We start from the raw sequence: 13,870 nt of genomic DNA, 5'->3' as shown, positions 1-13,870 counted from the left end.
GCTTCGCGACGTTTGCCCGTGGTGCCGGGTATCGAGGGAAGAGGCGGATGTCAGCGGGGCCTGCGGGGCGGAGGCTTCGGCGGTGGTGGGGGAGGGGGCGGCGGAGGCGGCCGGCCGCCCGAGCGCGGGCGGGGCCGGGGCCGGGGCGGTGGCAGGAGGGGGCCCGACGCGGTGGGCGCGCCGGAAACGTCCCCCGGGGGCCGTAGATAGGGGTTCGTATCCGGGTTCGGCGGCCGCTGCGGGGCGCTGGGCCGGTACGGGCCCGCCGCCGGGGAGGCGGGGTCCGGGGCTTCGGCTGGTGCCGGTGCCGGTGCCGGTGCCTGCGCCGAAGGCGATGCCGCCGAGGCCGTGGCCCACGACGAACCCGGGACTGATGCCCGTGCCGATACCGACACCGACCCCGGCGCCGTGTCGACGCCAGAGGTGAGGCCCTCCCACCCGCCGCTCGCCGTCGATCGTCACGACGTCGTGCCCCACCCAGGCGAGCCCCGCGAGCATCGCCAGGAAGAGGGAAGAAGTGGGCGAGGAGCAGCGCGCCCACCAGACTCACCCCAAGTGGCGCGATATCGACCGCCGTGGTCGCCTCGGCCCCGTCCAGGCCGAACACCGAGACATCGCCGGACGGCGTGAGGGAACCTCCCGCACCGAGCGCCACCGTCGCGGCTGCCATCGCTATCACGGTGCACATTCCGCACTCGATACATACGCTTTCACGCATCTCGTACGTGTAATGGCCGTGATGGGCGCTTACTACTCTCCGGGGCGTTTTCTGCTCCGTCAACGGGGCAACCCCAAAGGCCGGTACGCAGTCTTCACAAGGCCCGACTTTCGGTCAGAGGCCTCCTCCTGAAATAGTTCCTCCCGATGTTCGACATCCCTAGACTCCCCACATGGGGGCTAGCTCGGGGGACAACTCAGTGGGGCATGGAGTGCCGGAACTCGTACTGGAATTGAATGGAAGGTCCTGGACGCTCGATTCGTCCAGGCCATACACCCTCGGACGCGATCCGCAGGGAGACATCGCGCTCGACGACGCCAGGGTGTCCTGGCGTCACGCCACGATCAGCTGGAGCGGGCGCAGTTGGGTCATCGAGGACCATGGCAGCACCAATGGCACCTTCGTGCAGGGCCAGCGGATCCATCAGCAGGAGATCGGCCCCGGTTCGGCGGTCCACCTCGGCAACGCGACCGACGGCCCGCGGCTGAATCTGTCCGGTGCCGCCACGGCCGCGGCCGTCTCCGCACCGCAGCACCAAGCAGCCACGCCGCACCAGGCAGCCGCACCGCAGCACGCCCAGCACGCGGCCGCACCGCAGCACGCCCAGCAGCAGGCCCCGTACCAGCCGCAGCAGCAGGCCTGGCAGCAGCACCAGCAACAACAGCCCCAAGCGCACCAGCCACCCCAGGCACACCAGCCGCCGCAGCACCCGCACGTGCCGCAGCAGCAGGGCGCACCGGTCGGCCAGTACGCGCAGAAGACCCCCGGTTCCGGCGGTGCCGCGGGGGCGCCGCCGGTGCACGGCGACCGCAGCCCGACGACGTTCCACCAGCTGGCCCTCGGCCGCAAGATGCGCATCGGCCGCGCCCTGGAGAACGAGCTGGTCGTCTCCGACCTCCAGGTCTCGCGCCACCACGCCGAGTTCACCGCGACGCCCGACGGCCGCTTCGAGCTGCACGACCTCGGCTCGCACAACGGCACGTACGTCAACGGTCAGCCGATCGCGAAGTCCTCGACGGTGTCGATCGGCCCGAACGACATCGTCGGCGTCGGTCACTCGACGTTCCGCCTGGTCGGCGGGCAGCTCGAGGAGTTCGTCGACACCGGTGACGTCTCCTTCTCGGCCCGCCACCTCACGGTCACCGTCGACGGCGGCAAGCAGATCCTCAAGGACGTCTCCTTCGGCGTCCCGGAGAAGTCGCTCATCGCGGTCATCGGCCCCTCCGGTTCCGGAAAGTCCACCCTGCTCAAGGCGCTCACCGGCTACCGGCCCGCCAACCAGGGCGACGTCCTCTACGACAACCGCAACCTCTACAAGCAGTTCGCCGAGCTGCGCCAGCGCATCGGTCTGGTCCCGCAGGACGACATCCTGCACAAGGAGCTGACCGTCAAGAAGGCCCTGAAGTACGCGGCCAAGCTGCGCTTCCCGGCCGACACCACGGAGGCCGAGCGCGACGCCCGCATCGGCGAGGTGCTGCGCGAGCTGAAGCTGGACATCCACAAGGAGAAGAAGGTCACCTCCCTCTCCGGTGGCCAGCGCAAGCGCGTGTCGGTGGCCCTGGAGCTGCTGACCAAGCCGTCGCTGATCTTCCTGGACGAGCCGACCTCCGGCCTCGACCCGGGCATGGACCGCGACGTCATGCAGCTGCTGCGCGGCCTCGCCGACGACGGCCGCACGGTCCTGGTCGTCACGCACTCGGTCGCCGAGCTGGCGATCTGCGACAAGCTCCTGGTGATGGCGCCGGGCGGCTCGGTGGCGTACTTCGGCCCGCCGGAGGAAGCCCTCAACTTCTTCGGCTACAGCACCTGGGCGGATGTCTTCTCCGCCTTCGAGAACTACCGCGACTACGACTGGGCGGGCCGCTGGAAGGGCTCGCAGCACTACCAGATGTACGCCGCGGACATCGACGCCGTCGCCGCCCAGTCCGTACCGATGCCGCCCCCGCAGGCGGTCAAGCCGCCCAAGCCGCAGGGCTGGGGTTCGCAGCTGTGGACCCTGATCCGCCGCTACACCTCGGTGATCGCCTCCGACAAGGGCTTCATGGGCCTGATGGTGATCCTGCCCGCGGTCCTCGGTGTCGTCAGCGTCGTCATCCCGGCCGACTTCGGCCTCGCCCCGCCCAAGCCGCCGTCCAAGTTCAACGGCGACGCCGGAACGATCATGCTGATCCTCGCGGTCGGCATGTGCTTCTCGGGCGCGGCCAACTCCGTACGTGAGCTGATCAAGGAACGGGTCATCTACGAACGGGAACGGGCCACCGGCCTCTCCCGCTCGGCGTACCTGATGTCCAAGGTCATCGTCCTCGGCGTCATCACCGCCATCCAGGGCGTCATCATCTGCGCCATCGGCTTCGCCCCGCGCGAGCTGCCCGAAGAGGGCCTGATCATGCCGCCGGCCGCCGAGATCTGCCTGACGATCATCGCGCTCGGCTTCACCTCGATGATGTTCGGCCTGGTCATCTCCTCCCTGGTGAAGACCGCCGAGAAGACCATGCCGCTGCTGGTCATGTTCGCGATCGTGCAGGTCGTCTTCACCGGCGTCCTCTTCCAGGTCTACGGCTCGCCCGGCCTGGAGCAGTTCGCCTGGCTGATGCCGTCCCGCTGGGCCATCGCCGGCGCGGGCGCCACCCTGGACCTCGCGCACCTGATGCCGCCGTGGGACGCGAAGAACCCCAACGACCTGGACCCCCTGTGGGAGCACTCGGTCGGACAGTGGGGCATCAACCTCACGGTGCTGCTCGCGCTCGGCGTCATCTGCGGCTTCGCGGTCGCCCGCCTGCTGCGCCGCCACGAGCCGGAGGTCATGCGCAAGTAAGCGCGCACGTACGGACGACACGCCCGTACGCACGACGAGGGCGGCACCCCGCACGGGGTGCCGCCCTTCGGCGTCGCTGAACCTCGCCTTCGGCTGAAGAGGTCCGTTGATCAGGCGATCAAGGCTCAGTAGGCGCTGTTCACGTTGTCCATCGAGCCGTACCGGTCGGCCGCGTAGTTGGCCGCGGCCGTGATGTTGGCGACGGGGTCGTAGATGTTCGTCGAGGTGCCCTCGACGTGGTACGCGTCGAACGTCGGCTTGATGACCTGGAGCAGGCCGATCGAGGGGGTGCCGTTGATCGCGTTGATGTCCCAGCCGTTGATGGCGTTCGGGTTGCCCGAGGACTCGCGGAGGATGTTGCGGTGCAGGCCCTCGTAGGAGCCGGGGATGCCCTTGGCCCGCATGATGTCCAGGGACTGGCGGATCCAGCCGTCGAGGTTGTTGGCGTAGACCGGCTTGCGGGCGGCCGCGCGGCTCGCGGCCTCCTTGGCCTTGCGCTCGTCCTCGGCCCGCTTCCTGGCGGCGGCCTCGTCCGCGGCCTTCTTGTCGGCAGCCGCCTTCGCGGCGGCGTCCCTGGCCTGCTTGTCGGCGTTCGACTGCTGCTTGGAGACGCTGGCGTGGACCGTCTTCTGCGCGCCGGCGGAGACGGCGAAGGCGACGGGGGAGACGTCGGCGGCCTGGGCCCCGGCCTCGGAGTTGCCCGGCACGAGCGAGAAGGCGAGGGCGGCGGCGCCGAGCGCGGCGACTCCGGCGATCGAGAACTTCTGGGTTCTGGTCACGTTGTCGCGACTGAGACCAGGGGTGACGGGCTTGGACATGGGTAAGGGACCTCTTCGGGTAGCGGAGGTCGCTCTACACCGGTGGGGGACGGTTGCTGCTCCGGCACAAACGCCGCGGTGCGAGGACCGCGGCGTCGAGCGACGGGAGCAATTCTTAGCGGCAGCAAAATTCTGTGGCAAAGCAGTGACGTACGACCCGGCATAGTGGATCAGGGGGTACGCACCGCACCCGCATGACCCCGCTCGCCGGTCCCCATATGGGTTCCCTCATCCACTAGGAACCTTCGTACGTGATGTTCGCCCTATGCCCGGGCTCACATCGGGCACGTAACAGTCTCACCATGCGTTGCCCCAGCAATGCGCTCGGTGAGGGTCGGCCCCTGGTCCTAGGCCTCGCGGCCCACCAGGGGGCCACCACAGGGCGGATACGCACAGTCACACCCCGCCGGTACGGTGTCGCCATGAGTCAAGGACCCCGATCCGGCCTGGACGCGGTGAGCGCCGCGCTGCTCGCCATGAGCAGGCACCTGGAGGTGCGCGACGTCCTCAAGACGATCGTCGCCTCCGCCCGCGAGCTGCTCGACGCCGAGTACGCCGCGCTCGGGGTCCCCGACGACCACGGCGGCTTCGCCCAGTTCGTCGTCGACGGCGTCAGCGACGAGCAGTGGAAGGCCATCGGCCCGCTGCCCAGGCAGCACGGCATCCTCGCGGCGATGCTCCGGCGGGCCGAGCCCGAGCGCCTCGCCGACGTCCGCGAGGACCCCCGCTTCGAGGGCTGGCCCGCCGCCCACCCGGACATGTCCGACTTTCTCGGCCTCCCCATTCGCTACGGCGACGAGACGCTCGGCGCGCTCTTCCTCGCCAACAAGAAGTGCCCCAAACCCCAGGGCGGCTGCGGCTTCACCGCGCAGGACGAGGAGCTGCTGTCCCTCCTGGCCCAGCATGCCGCGATCGCCCTCACCAACGCCCGCCTCTACGAGCGCAGCCGCGAGCTGACCATCGCCGAGGAGCGCTCACGCCTCGCCCACGAACTGCACGACGCCGTGAGCCAGAAGCTCTTCTCGCTGCGCCTGACGGCCCAGGCCGCCGCCGCCCTGGTCGACCGGGACCCCTCCCGCGCCAAGGGCGAACTGCACCAGGTCGCAGCCCTCGCCGCCGAGGCCGCGGACGAGCTGCGCGCCGCCGTCGTCGAGCTGCGCCCCGCCGCCCTGGACGAGGACGGCCTGGTGGCCACCTTGCGCACGCACATCCAGGTGCTGCACCGCGCCCACTCCGCACAGGTCACCTTCGAGAGCAACGGCGTACGGGCGCTGCCCGCCTCCCAGGAGGAAGCCCTGCTCCGCGTCGCCCAGGAGGCCCTGCACAACGCCCTGCGCCACTCCGGGGCCGAGCGGGTCACCGTGTCCCTCGGCAAGCGGGGCGCGGGAGCCGTCCTGCGCGTCACCGACGACGGCAGGGGCTTCGACCCGATGGCGATACGGCGCGCGGGGCGCCACCTGGGTCTGGTCTCCATGCGCGACCGGGCGAGCGGGGTCGGCGGACGGCTGACCGTGGAATCGGAGCCCGGCAAGGGCACGACGATCGAGATGGAGGTCCCCGGTGGCTGACGCCGAGCACGACGCGAGGACGAGGATCCGGGTCCTGCTGGTCGACGACCACCAGGTGGTCCGCCGCGGCCTGCGGACGTTCCTGGAGGTCCAGGACGACATCGAGGTCGTCGGCGAGGCATCCGACGGCGCCGAGGGAGTGGCGCGGACCGAGGAACTGAAGCCCGACGTGGTCCTGATGGACGTCAAGATGCCCGGCATGGACGGCGTCGAGGCACTGCGCAGGCTGCGCGAGCTGGCCAACCCCGCGCGCGTCCTCATCGTCACCAGCTTCACCGAGCAGCGCACGGTCGTCCCGGCCCTGCGCGCGGGCGCCGCCGGCTACGTCTACAAGGACGTCGACCCGGACGCCCTCGCCGGCGCCATCCGCTCGGTGCACGCGGGACACGTCCTGCTCCAGCCCGAGGTGGCCGGGGCGCTGCTCTCCCAGGAGGAGGCGGGCGGCGGCCACGGTCGGGGCGGCTCGCTGACCGAGCGCGAGCGTGAGGTCCTCGGCCTGATCGCCGACGGCCGCTCCAACCGCGAGATCGCCCGCGCCCTCGTCCTCTCGGAGAAGACGGTCAAGACGCACGTCTCGAACATCCTGATGAAGCTGGACCTCGCCGACCGCACCCAGGCCGCGCTCTGGGCCGTACGCCACGGTGTGACCGACTGATCCCCGCGCGCCCCCGGGGCCGGCGCCGGGGGCGCGGACCGTCGCGCTCCGGACTGAGATTCATACCGTCGTGTATATGTCCCCCATTTGGCGCAACCCCCGGGGCGCCCGGGCGTTCTCCAGTGCGTGCTGCGGCGGCCGGCCGCAGCTTCCGCTCCGGAGGATCGCGCAGTGCAGAACCCGAACAAGGCCGCCGACGCCCGCGGGAACACCGTCACCGTCATCGGCGTCCTGAACCCGACGTCCGGGAACGTTCGCGCGAACCTCTGATCGAGCCCCGCACCCCGGCCCCGCCGCAGGGGCCGCCCATGTCAGCAGGAGGAGCACCACCCATGAACAGCATCGCCAAGAAGGCCGCCTTCGCCGTCGTCACCGCCGGACTCGCCGCGGGTGCCTCCGCCGGAGCCGCGTCCGCCGCCTCCGACGCCGGCGCCCACGGCGCCGCGACGAACTCGCCGGGCGTCGCCTCCGGCAACCTCGTGCAGGTCCCGGTCGACGTCCCGGTCAACATCACGGGCAACAGCGTCGACGTGATCGGCGTGCTCAACCCCGCCTTCGGAAACGCCTCGGTCAACCACTGAGCACCGCTCCGGAACGGCTGCCACGCCGGACGGAGCACCGCTCCGGAACAGAAGGCCCCGCGGCTCCCTCGGCCCGCGGGGCCTTCCCGCGCGCCAGGACCGGCCCCCGGAGGGCACCCCTCAGCGCCGCTCCCGCTCCTCCACATAGGCGTTGTACGCGGCCACCTGCGCCCGCCGCGCCGTTCGCTCCACCGGCCGCAGCGCCTGCCCCCGCGCGGCCATCTCCGAGGCGCTCACGGCCCCGCCGTGCCCGTTGTCGTACGCCAGGGAGATCAGCAGTCCGACCCGCTGCGCCAGCTCGAGCACCCGGACCGCACGCGGCGGATACCCGGGGGCCAGCAGCTCGCGCCCCCGCTCGGCCCGCGCCCGGTACGCGTCGAGCGCCGCCTCGGCCACCGGCCCGGACCCCGCCACGTCGAGCCGGGACAGCACCCGCGTGGCGTCCCGCAGCGCCTCCGCCAGCTCGCGCTCCGCCTCCCCGAGCGAGGGCACGTCCGCCGGGGGCGCCTCCCGCACCGGCAGGCAGTGCCAGCGGACCTCCACATGCACGTCACCCTCGGGCCCCGCCTCGAACACCTCGGGCACGAGCCCATGGGGCGCGCCGAACGCGACCACGGCCTCCTGCGCCTCCAGGGCCCGCGCGTTGAACTCGGGCGGGCCGCTCAGCCCGAGCGGATGCCCGGGCGCGGGCAGCGCCACCCGAAAACCCGTCACCCCGAGCGAGCGCAGCCGCCCCATCGCGAGCGTGAGACCCACGGGGCCCGACTCCCCGGGAAGTCCTTCGACCCGGTGCACCGCGTCCTCGCCGACCATCGCGAGCACCGCGTCATCCGGGGAAACAAGTCCGGCCAACAGGGCATTTCCCCATGCGGCCAGGCGTCCTGAGCGTGGTTCCGAGAGCATGCGCACAGCCTAAGGACCGGGCTCGCGACAGGAACGCCCGACCGGTGGCGTAGGTTTTATCCGGGGACCGCGTCCACCGACGCGAGCGACGACCGAGACTGCAATGGGAGACAGCGCGCTCATGAGCGATGTACTGGAGCTTGAGGACGTATCTGTGGTCCGAGAGGGCCGGGCTCTGGTGGACCAGGTCTCCTGGTCGGTCAAGGAAGGGGAGCGCTGGGTCATCCTCGGCCCGAACGGCGCGGGCAAGACCACCCTCCTCAACGTCGCGTCCAGCTACCTCTTCCCGACCACCGGCACCGCCACCATCCTCGGCGAGACCCTCGGCAAGCCCGGCACCGACGTCTTCGAGCTCCGCCCCCGCATCGGCGTCGCCGGCATGGCCATGGCGGACAAGCTGCCCAAGCGCCAGACCGTCCTGCAGACGGTGCTCACCGCCGCGTACGGCATGACCGCCGGCTGGCGCGAGCAGTACGAGGACGTCGACGAGCTGCGCGCCCGCGCCTTCCTCGACCGCCTCGGCATGAGCGACTACCTGGAGCGCAGGTTCGGCACGCTCTCCGAGGGCGAGCGCAAGCGCACCCTGATCGCCCGCGCCCTGATGACCGACCCCGAGCTGCTCCTCCTCGACGAGCCCGCCGCCGGCCTCGACCTCGGCGGCCGCGAGGACCTCGTACGCCGCCTCGGCCGCCTCGCCCGCGACCCCATCGCCCCCTCGATGATCATGGTCACGCACCACGTCGAGGAGATCGCCCCCGGCTTCACGCACGTCCTGCTGATCCGACAGGGCAAGGTCCTCGCCGCGGGCCCGCTGGAGCTGGAGCTCACCTCCCGCAACCTCTCCCTCTGCTTCGGACTCCCGCTCGTCGTCGAACAGCGCAACGACCGCTGGACCGCCACGGGCCTGCCGATGTCCTGAAGGGGCGCGTCCGGACCGACTGACCGCGCCCTGTCCCGGAAGCGACCCCCGGTCCTACGATGACCACGTGGACATCGACGCATGGGTGTGGTGGCTGATCGGCGCCGCCGCGCTCGGAATCCCGCTCGTACTGACCGCGATGCCGGAGCTGGGCATGCTCGCCGCGGGCGCCGTCGCGGCCTCCGTGGCCGCTAGCCTCGGCGCGGGCACCGTCCTCCAGGTGGTCGTCTTCGCCGCGGTCTCGGTCGCGCTCATCGCCGTCGTACGCCCCATCGCGACCCGGCACCGAGCCCAGCGGCCCGAACTGGCCACCGGAATCGACGCGTTGAGGGGCAGGTCGGCCGTCGTCCTGGAACGGGTCGACGGCTCCGGCGGCCGCATCAAGCTCGCGGGCGAGATCTGGTCCGCGCGCTCGCTCGACGCGGACCGCGCCTACGAGGCCGGCCAAGAAGTGGACGTCGTCGAGATCGACGGAGCGACGGCCATCGTCCTGTGAATGCCCCACGGGCCGTGCGGCGGTCTGACAGACTCGACCAGCAAGATCTTTGAGAACCCGCGGGTCTCCGTGCCGCGCGGGCACACACCGAGGCATGAAGGGTACGGGGAGCCACGATGGAACCAATCATCATCGTCCTGATCATTCTGGTGGTGCTGGTCTTCATCGCCCTGATCAAGACCATCCAGGTCATCCCACAGGCCAGCGCCGCCATCGTCGAGCGCTTCGGCCGCTACACACGCACGCTGAACGCGGGCCTGAACATCGTCGTCCCGTTCATCGACTCGATCCGCAACCGCATCGACCTGCGTGAACAGGTGGTGCCCTTCCCGCCCCAGCCGGTGATCACCCAGGACAACCTGGTGGTCAACATCGACACCGTCATCTACTACCAGGTGACCGACGCGCGGGCCGCGACCTACGAAGTCGCCAGCTACATCCAGGCGATCGAGCAACTCACCGTCACCACCCTGCGCAACATCATCGGCGGCATGGACCTGGAGCGGACCCTGACCTCCCGCGAGGAGATCAACGCGGCCCTGCGCGGCGTCCTCGACGAGGCCACCGGCAAGTGGGGCATCCGCGTCAACCGCGTCGAGCTGAAGGCGATCGAGCCGCCGACCTCCATCCAGGACTCGATGGAGAAGCAGATGCGCGCCGACCGCGACAAGCGCGCCGCGATCCTCCAGGCCGAAGGTGTCCGGCAGTCGGAGATCCTGCGCGCCGAGGGCGAGAAGCAGTCCGCGATCCTGCGCGCCGAGGGTGAGGCCAAGGCCGCGGCCCTGCGCGCCGAGGGCGAGGCCCAGGCGATCCGCACGGTCTTCGAGTCCATCCACGCCGGCGACCCGGACCAGAAGCTGCTCTCCTACCAGTACCTCCAGATGCTCCCCAAGATCGCCGAGGGCGACGCGAACAAGCTCTGGATCGTGCCCAGCGAGATCGGCGACGCCCTCAAGGGCCTCGGCGGCGCCCTCGGCAACTTCGGCCCCCTGGGCGGCGGTTCAGGCGGCTCGTCCGGCAAGGAGCGCCGCGAACAGCCGCCGATCGACTAGAGCCCTCCGAAGGCAGCGCCCCGAAAGGGGCGCGGGGGCGTGCGCGTCCGGCCCAGGACAACCCGCAGACAGAGTCAGGCCCCTAAGCCGCAGGCTGCGCCAACCACTCCGGCAACGAAGCCAAGTCCTCCCGCCCCAGCGACAAGAGCATCGCCCCCGCGGGAGTCGGCTCGAACGGCTGGCGCAGCAACGGCATCCCGGCCTCCTCGGGCGTCCGGTTCGCCTTGCGGTGATTGTCCGGCGCACACGAAGCCACCGTGTTCAGCCAGGAGTCGGCGCCGCCCTGCGAGCGCGGCACGACGTGGTCCACCGTCGTGGCCCGTCTGCCGCAGTACGCGCACCGGTGCTGGTCCCGGACGAGGACTCCTCGCCTCGACCACGGTGCCTGTCTTCGGAACGGCACCCGGACGTATCTGCAGAGCCTGATCACCCGGGGCACCGGTATCTCCACTGCCGCCGCGCGCACACGGAGCCCGGGGTGGGCCTGTTCCACCACGGCCTTGTCCTGGAGCACCAGGACGACGGCCCGGTTGAGCGTCACCGTCGAGAGCGGCTCGAAGCTCGCGTTCAGCACCAGAGTGTCCCGCATCAACCTGCCCACCTCCCGTATGCACCGGCCCACCGCCTGGCGGGCTTGGATCAACTCTGAACGGGCACGCCGAGATGGACAACGCAATAAAAAATGCCCGCCTCTGATCACTTCCATGACCAGAGGCGGGCAAACAATCGGTGAACGGTCAGTTCTCCGCGGGGGCGCCGTATTCGCCGATGAGCTGCGCACGCGCGAGCGTGTGGAACCGCAGGTTGAAGCCGACGACCGCGGGCGAGGCGTCCGAATCGGGACCCAGCTTCTCCTGGTCCACCGCGTACACGGTGAACACATAACGGTGCGCGGGGTCCCCGGGCGGCGGCGCCGCACCGCCGAACTCCTTCGCCCCGTAGTCGTTGCGCACCTGCACCGCGCCCTCGGGCAGCCCCTCGAACTTGCCGCTGCCGGCACCGGCCGGCAGTTCGGTGACCGAGGCCGGGATGTCGAACACGCTCCAGTGCCAGAACCCGCTGCCCGTGGGGGCGTCCGGGTCGAAGCACGTCACGGCGAAGCTCTTCGTCCCGGCCGGAAAACCCTCCCAGCGCAAGTGCGGCGAGGTGTCGCCGCCCGACTGGACCTGAGCGTCCTTGAGAGTCGCCCCCGGCTCGATGTCCTCGCTCACGACCGTGAACGACGGCACGGGAGGGTGGAAGTCGTGGGGAAGCGGTGGCCTCTTCGGCTCGGTCACGTGAGCACCTCCTGGTCGATTGCTGTGCGTTTCGAGCCTAGAACCAGTTGCGCTTGCTGCCGACCTGGGACAGCCACTCGTTCAGGTACGCCGCCCAGTCCGTGCCCTGGAAGTCGTTCAGCCCGACCTGGAAGGACCGGAACGAGTCGCTGCCCTCGCTGAACAGACCGGGCTTCTTGTCCATCTCCAGGACGACGTCCATCTCCCGGTCGTCCGCGACGAAGCTCAGCTCGACCTGGTTCAGCCCGCGGTACTGCTGCGGCGGGTAGAACTCGATCTCCTGGTAGAACGGCAGCTTCTGCCGCGTGCCGCGGATGTGACCGCGCTCCATGTCGGCGCTCTTGAAGCGGAAGCCCAGCTGGATGAAGGCGTCCAGGATGGCCTGCTGCGCCGGCAGCGGGTGCACGTTGATGGGGTCCAGGTCGCCGGAGTCCACGGCGCGCGCGATCTCCAGCTCGGTGGTCACACCGATGTTCATGCCGCGCAGCTGCTGCCCCTCGATGCTCGTGACCGGGGTCTCCCAGGGGATCTCCAGACCGAACGGCACCGCGTGCACCTCGCCCGCCAGGAGCGTGAAGGCACCGCCGAGCCGCATCTTGGTGAACTCGATGTCCTGCTTGGTCTCCTGGTCGTTGCCCTCGACCTCGACCCTGGCCTGCAGACCGACGGAGAGCCCCTCGATCTGCTGGTCCACCGATCCACCCTGGATCCGCACCTCGCCCTGGACCACGCCGCCCGGGACCACGTTGACCTCGGTCAGCACGGTCTCGACGGAGGCACCGCCGGCCCCCAGACTCGCGAGCAGCTTCTTGAACCCCATGACACTCCTCCCCAGGCCGCCGCCTGTGGCTCGTCCCGACTATCGACTTGAACCTTCGACCGGTACCAACGCGAGGAGACCCCGCCCGGTTCCGCGTCAACACCCCCGACGCCCCCACAACCGGGCACCCACGGACGCCCGGAGCAAACGGACGGAGGTGTACTACGCTCGAAAGGCATGATCGCGAGCCCTGACCGTACGCCCCTGAGCCGAGACTTCTTCGACCGCCCCGTTCTGGAGGTGGCGCCCGACCTCCTGGGGCGCGTCCTGGTGCGCCACTCGGACGACGGACCGATCGAGCTGCGCCTGACCGAGGTCGAGGCCTACGCCGGTGAGGTCGACCCCGGTTCCCACGCCTACCGCGGCCGCACGCCCCGCAACGACGTCATGTTCGGCCCGCCCGGACATGTGTACGTCTACTTCACCTATGGCATGTGGCACTGCATGAACCTCGTGTGCGGCCCGGAGGGGATGGCGAGCGCGGTCCTGCTGCGCGCCGGCGAGATCACCGTGGGCGCCGAACTGGCCCGCAAGCGTCGACTCTCGGCCCGCAACGACAAGGAACTGGCCAAAGGCCCGGCCCGACTGGCCACGGCTCTTGACGTGGACCGGAGCCTCGACGGCGCGGACCTCTTCGGTGGCCCCGACAGCCCCTTCTCGATCCTGGCGGGCACCCCGGTGGACGCCGACCAGGTCAGTGAGGGTCCCCGCACCGGAGTCGGGGGAGAGGGGGCCGGGCACCCGTGGCGCTTCTGGACGGCCAACGACCCTACGGTCAGCCCCTATCGGGCCCACGCGCCCCGTCGCCGCCGAACTTGACGTGGCCCGGGGGTCTCCGTAATGTAGTCCGAGCCGCTTGAACCGGTCACGGCAATCTGCCGGGAGCTGGAAGCGGCCAACCACTACCTACGACTTCCCCCAGCGGGGACCTATTTCGCGTGCTCGCATGCCGAAATTCGAACCCGCGGAACTCGATTATGAGTTGCGGAGGGAATCCGCTAACGTAGTGAACACGCCGAAAGGCAAAGGCCCTCCAACGGCCACCGGAAATGAAATCCGAACCGGAAACGGAACGGAAAACGGATCTGGTAAGGTTGGAAACACGAAATACCGAAGGGAAGCGCCCGGAGGAAAGCCCCAGAGAATGTTCTGCGGGTGAGTACAAAGGAAGCGTCCGTTCCTTGAGAACTCAACAGCGTGCCAAAAGTCAACGCCAGATATGTTGATACCCCGGCTCACTTCGGTGAG

Annotated in this window: 14 protein-coding genes and 1 pseudogene; 9 read left to right on the top strand and 6 right to left on the bottom strand. The window is 70.0% G+C overall.

Annotated elements, in window-relative coordinates; genetic code table 11:
* Positions 1-441 precede the first annotated feature (441 nt).
* A pseudogene (locus ACZ516_RS00075) lies at positions 442-670 on the bottom strand (streptophobe family protein); the annotation flags it as partial.
* A gap of 259 nt (positions 671-929) precedes the next feature.
* Between ACZ516_RS00075 and ACZ516_RS00070 the strand changes: the two are divergent.
* Complete coding sequence (locus ACZ516_RS00070) at positions 930-3,533, top strand: ABC transporter ATP-binding protein/permease (protein ID WP_469007764.1); 2,604 nt, start codon at positions 930-932, stop codon at positions 3,531-3,533.
* 125 nt (positions 3,534-3,658) lie between these two features.
* Here the strand turns inward: ACZ516_RS00070 and ACZ516_RS00065 are convergent, their stop codons facing one another.
* Positions 3,659-4,351, bottom strand: coding sequence for a transglycosylase SLT domain-containing protein (locus ACZ516_RS00065; RefSeq protein ID WP_358697212.1), 693 nt, complete (start codon positions 4,349-4,351; stop codon positions 3,659-3,661).
* A 422-nt stretch (positions 4,352-4,773) separates the two neighbouring features.
* On the opposite strand from ACZ516_RS00065, the gene ACZ516_RS00060 reads away from it, so the two are divergent.
* From ACZ516_RS00060 to ACZ516_RS00045, 4 genes are all read left to right on the top strand, one after another.
* Positions 4,774-5,919, top strand: a complete 1,146-nt coding sequence (locus ACZ516_RS00060) for a GAF domain-containing sensor histidine kinase (RefSeq protein WP_361088363.1) — start codon at positions 4,774-4,776, stop codon at positions 5,917-5,919.
* The gene (locus ACZ516_RS00055; RefSeq protein WP_361088360.1) at positions 5,912-6,574 is read left to right on the top strand and encodes a response regulator transcription factor; all 663 of its coding nucleotides are present in this window, start codon (positions 5,912-5,914) and stop codon (positions 6,572-6,574) included. Before ACZ516_RS00060 ends, ACZ516_RS00055 begins: the two co-directional genes overlap by 8 nt.
* 171 nt (positions 6,575-6,745) lie before the next feature.
* The gene (locus tag ACZ516_RS00050; RefSeq protein ID WP_469007762.1) at positions 6,746-6,844 is read left to right on the top strand and encodes a chaplin family protein; all 99 of its coding nucleotides are present in this window, start codon (positions 6,746-6,748) and stop codon (positions 6,842-6,844) included.
* 62 nt (positions 6,845-6,906) lie between these two features.
* On the top strand, positions 6,907-7,155 hold the full coding sequence (locus ACZ516_RS00045; protein ID WP_469007761.1) for a chaplin: 249 nt from the start codon (positions 6,907-6,909) through the stop codon (positions 7,153-7,155).
* Between the two features lie 120 nt (positions 7,156-7,275).
* On the opposite strand, the gene ACZ516_RS00040 is transcribed toward ACZ516_RS00045, so the two are convergent.
* Complete coding sequence (locus ACZ516_RS00040; protein WP_469007759.1) at positions 7,276-8,058, bottom strand: hypothetical protein; 783 nt, start codon at positions 8,056-8,058, stop codon at positions 7,276-7,278.
* A gap of 121 nt (positions 8,059-8,179) precedes the next feature.
* Between ACZ516_RS00040 and ACZ516_RS00035 the strand changes: the two genes are divergently transcribed.
* From ACZ516_RS00035 to ACZ516_RS00025, 3 genes are all read left to right on the top strand, one after another.
* Positions 8,180-8,977, top strand: a complete 798-nt coding sequence (locus ACZ516_RS00035; RefSeq protein WP_469007758.1) for an ABC transporter ATP-binding protein — start codon at positions 8,180-8,182, stop codon at positions 8,975-8,977.
* A gap of 67 nt (positions 8,978-9,044) precedes the next feature.
* The gene (locus tag ACZ516_RS00030; RefSeq protein WP_358585888.1) at positions 9,045-9,473 is read left to right on the top strand and encodes an NfeD family protein; all 429 of its coding nucleotides are present in this window, start codon (positions 9,045-9,047) and stop codon (positions 9,471-9,473) included.
* A 116-nt stretch (positions 9,474-9,589) separates the two neighbouring features.
* Positions 9,590-10,525, top strand: coding sequence for an SPFH domain-containing protein (locus tag ACZ516_RS00025; RefSeq protein ID WP_468749660.1), 936 nt, complete (start codon positions 9,590-9,592; stop codon positions 10,523-10,525).
* A gap of 82 nt (positions 10,526-10,607) precedes the next feature.
* Here the strand turns inward: ACZ516_RS00025 and ACZ516_RS00020 are convergent, their stop codons facing one another.
* The 3 genes from ACZ516_RS00020 to ACZ516_RS00010 all read right to left on the bottom strand — a co-directional run bounded on the left by ACZ516_RS00020 (position 10,608) and on the right by ACZ516_RS00010 (position 12,622).
* Positions 10,608-11,114 (bottom strand): HNH endonuclease, encoded by a 507-nt coding sequence (locus ACZ516_RS00020; protein ID WP_358585891.1) that lies wholly within the window; start codon positions 11,112-11,114, stop codon positions 10,608-10,610.
* Positions 11,115-11,262: 148 nt separating this feature from the next.
* Entirely contained in the window at positions 11,263-11,802 is a 540-nt protein-coding gene (locus ACZ516_RS00015; RefSeq protein WP_358585893.1) for a YbhB/YbcL family Raf kinase inhibitor-like protein, read from the bottom strand.
* A gap of 37 nt (positions 11,803-11,839) precedes the next feature.
* A complete protein-coding gene (locus ACZ516_RS00010; RefSeq protein ID WP_361088341.1) occupies positions 11,840-12,622 on the bottom strand; it encodes a sporulation protein in 783 nt (260 codons plus the stop codon).
* Between the two features lie 177 nt (positions 12,623-12,799).
* Between ACZ516_RS00010 and ACZ516_RS00005 the strand changes: the two genes are divergently transcribed.
* Entirely contained in the window at positions 12,800-13,441 is a 642-nt protein-coding gene (locus ACZ516_RS00005; protein ID WP_469007756.1) for a DNA-3-methyladenine glycosylase, read from the top strand.
* Positions 13,442-13,870 lie beyond the last annotated feature (429 nt).

It is taken from the genome of Streptomyces sp. NPDC034037 (assembly GCF_055575715.1).
Note: the sequence above shows the minus strand (reverse complement) of the source record. Positions and strands in the feature narration are given on the sequence as shown.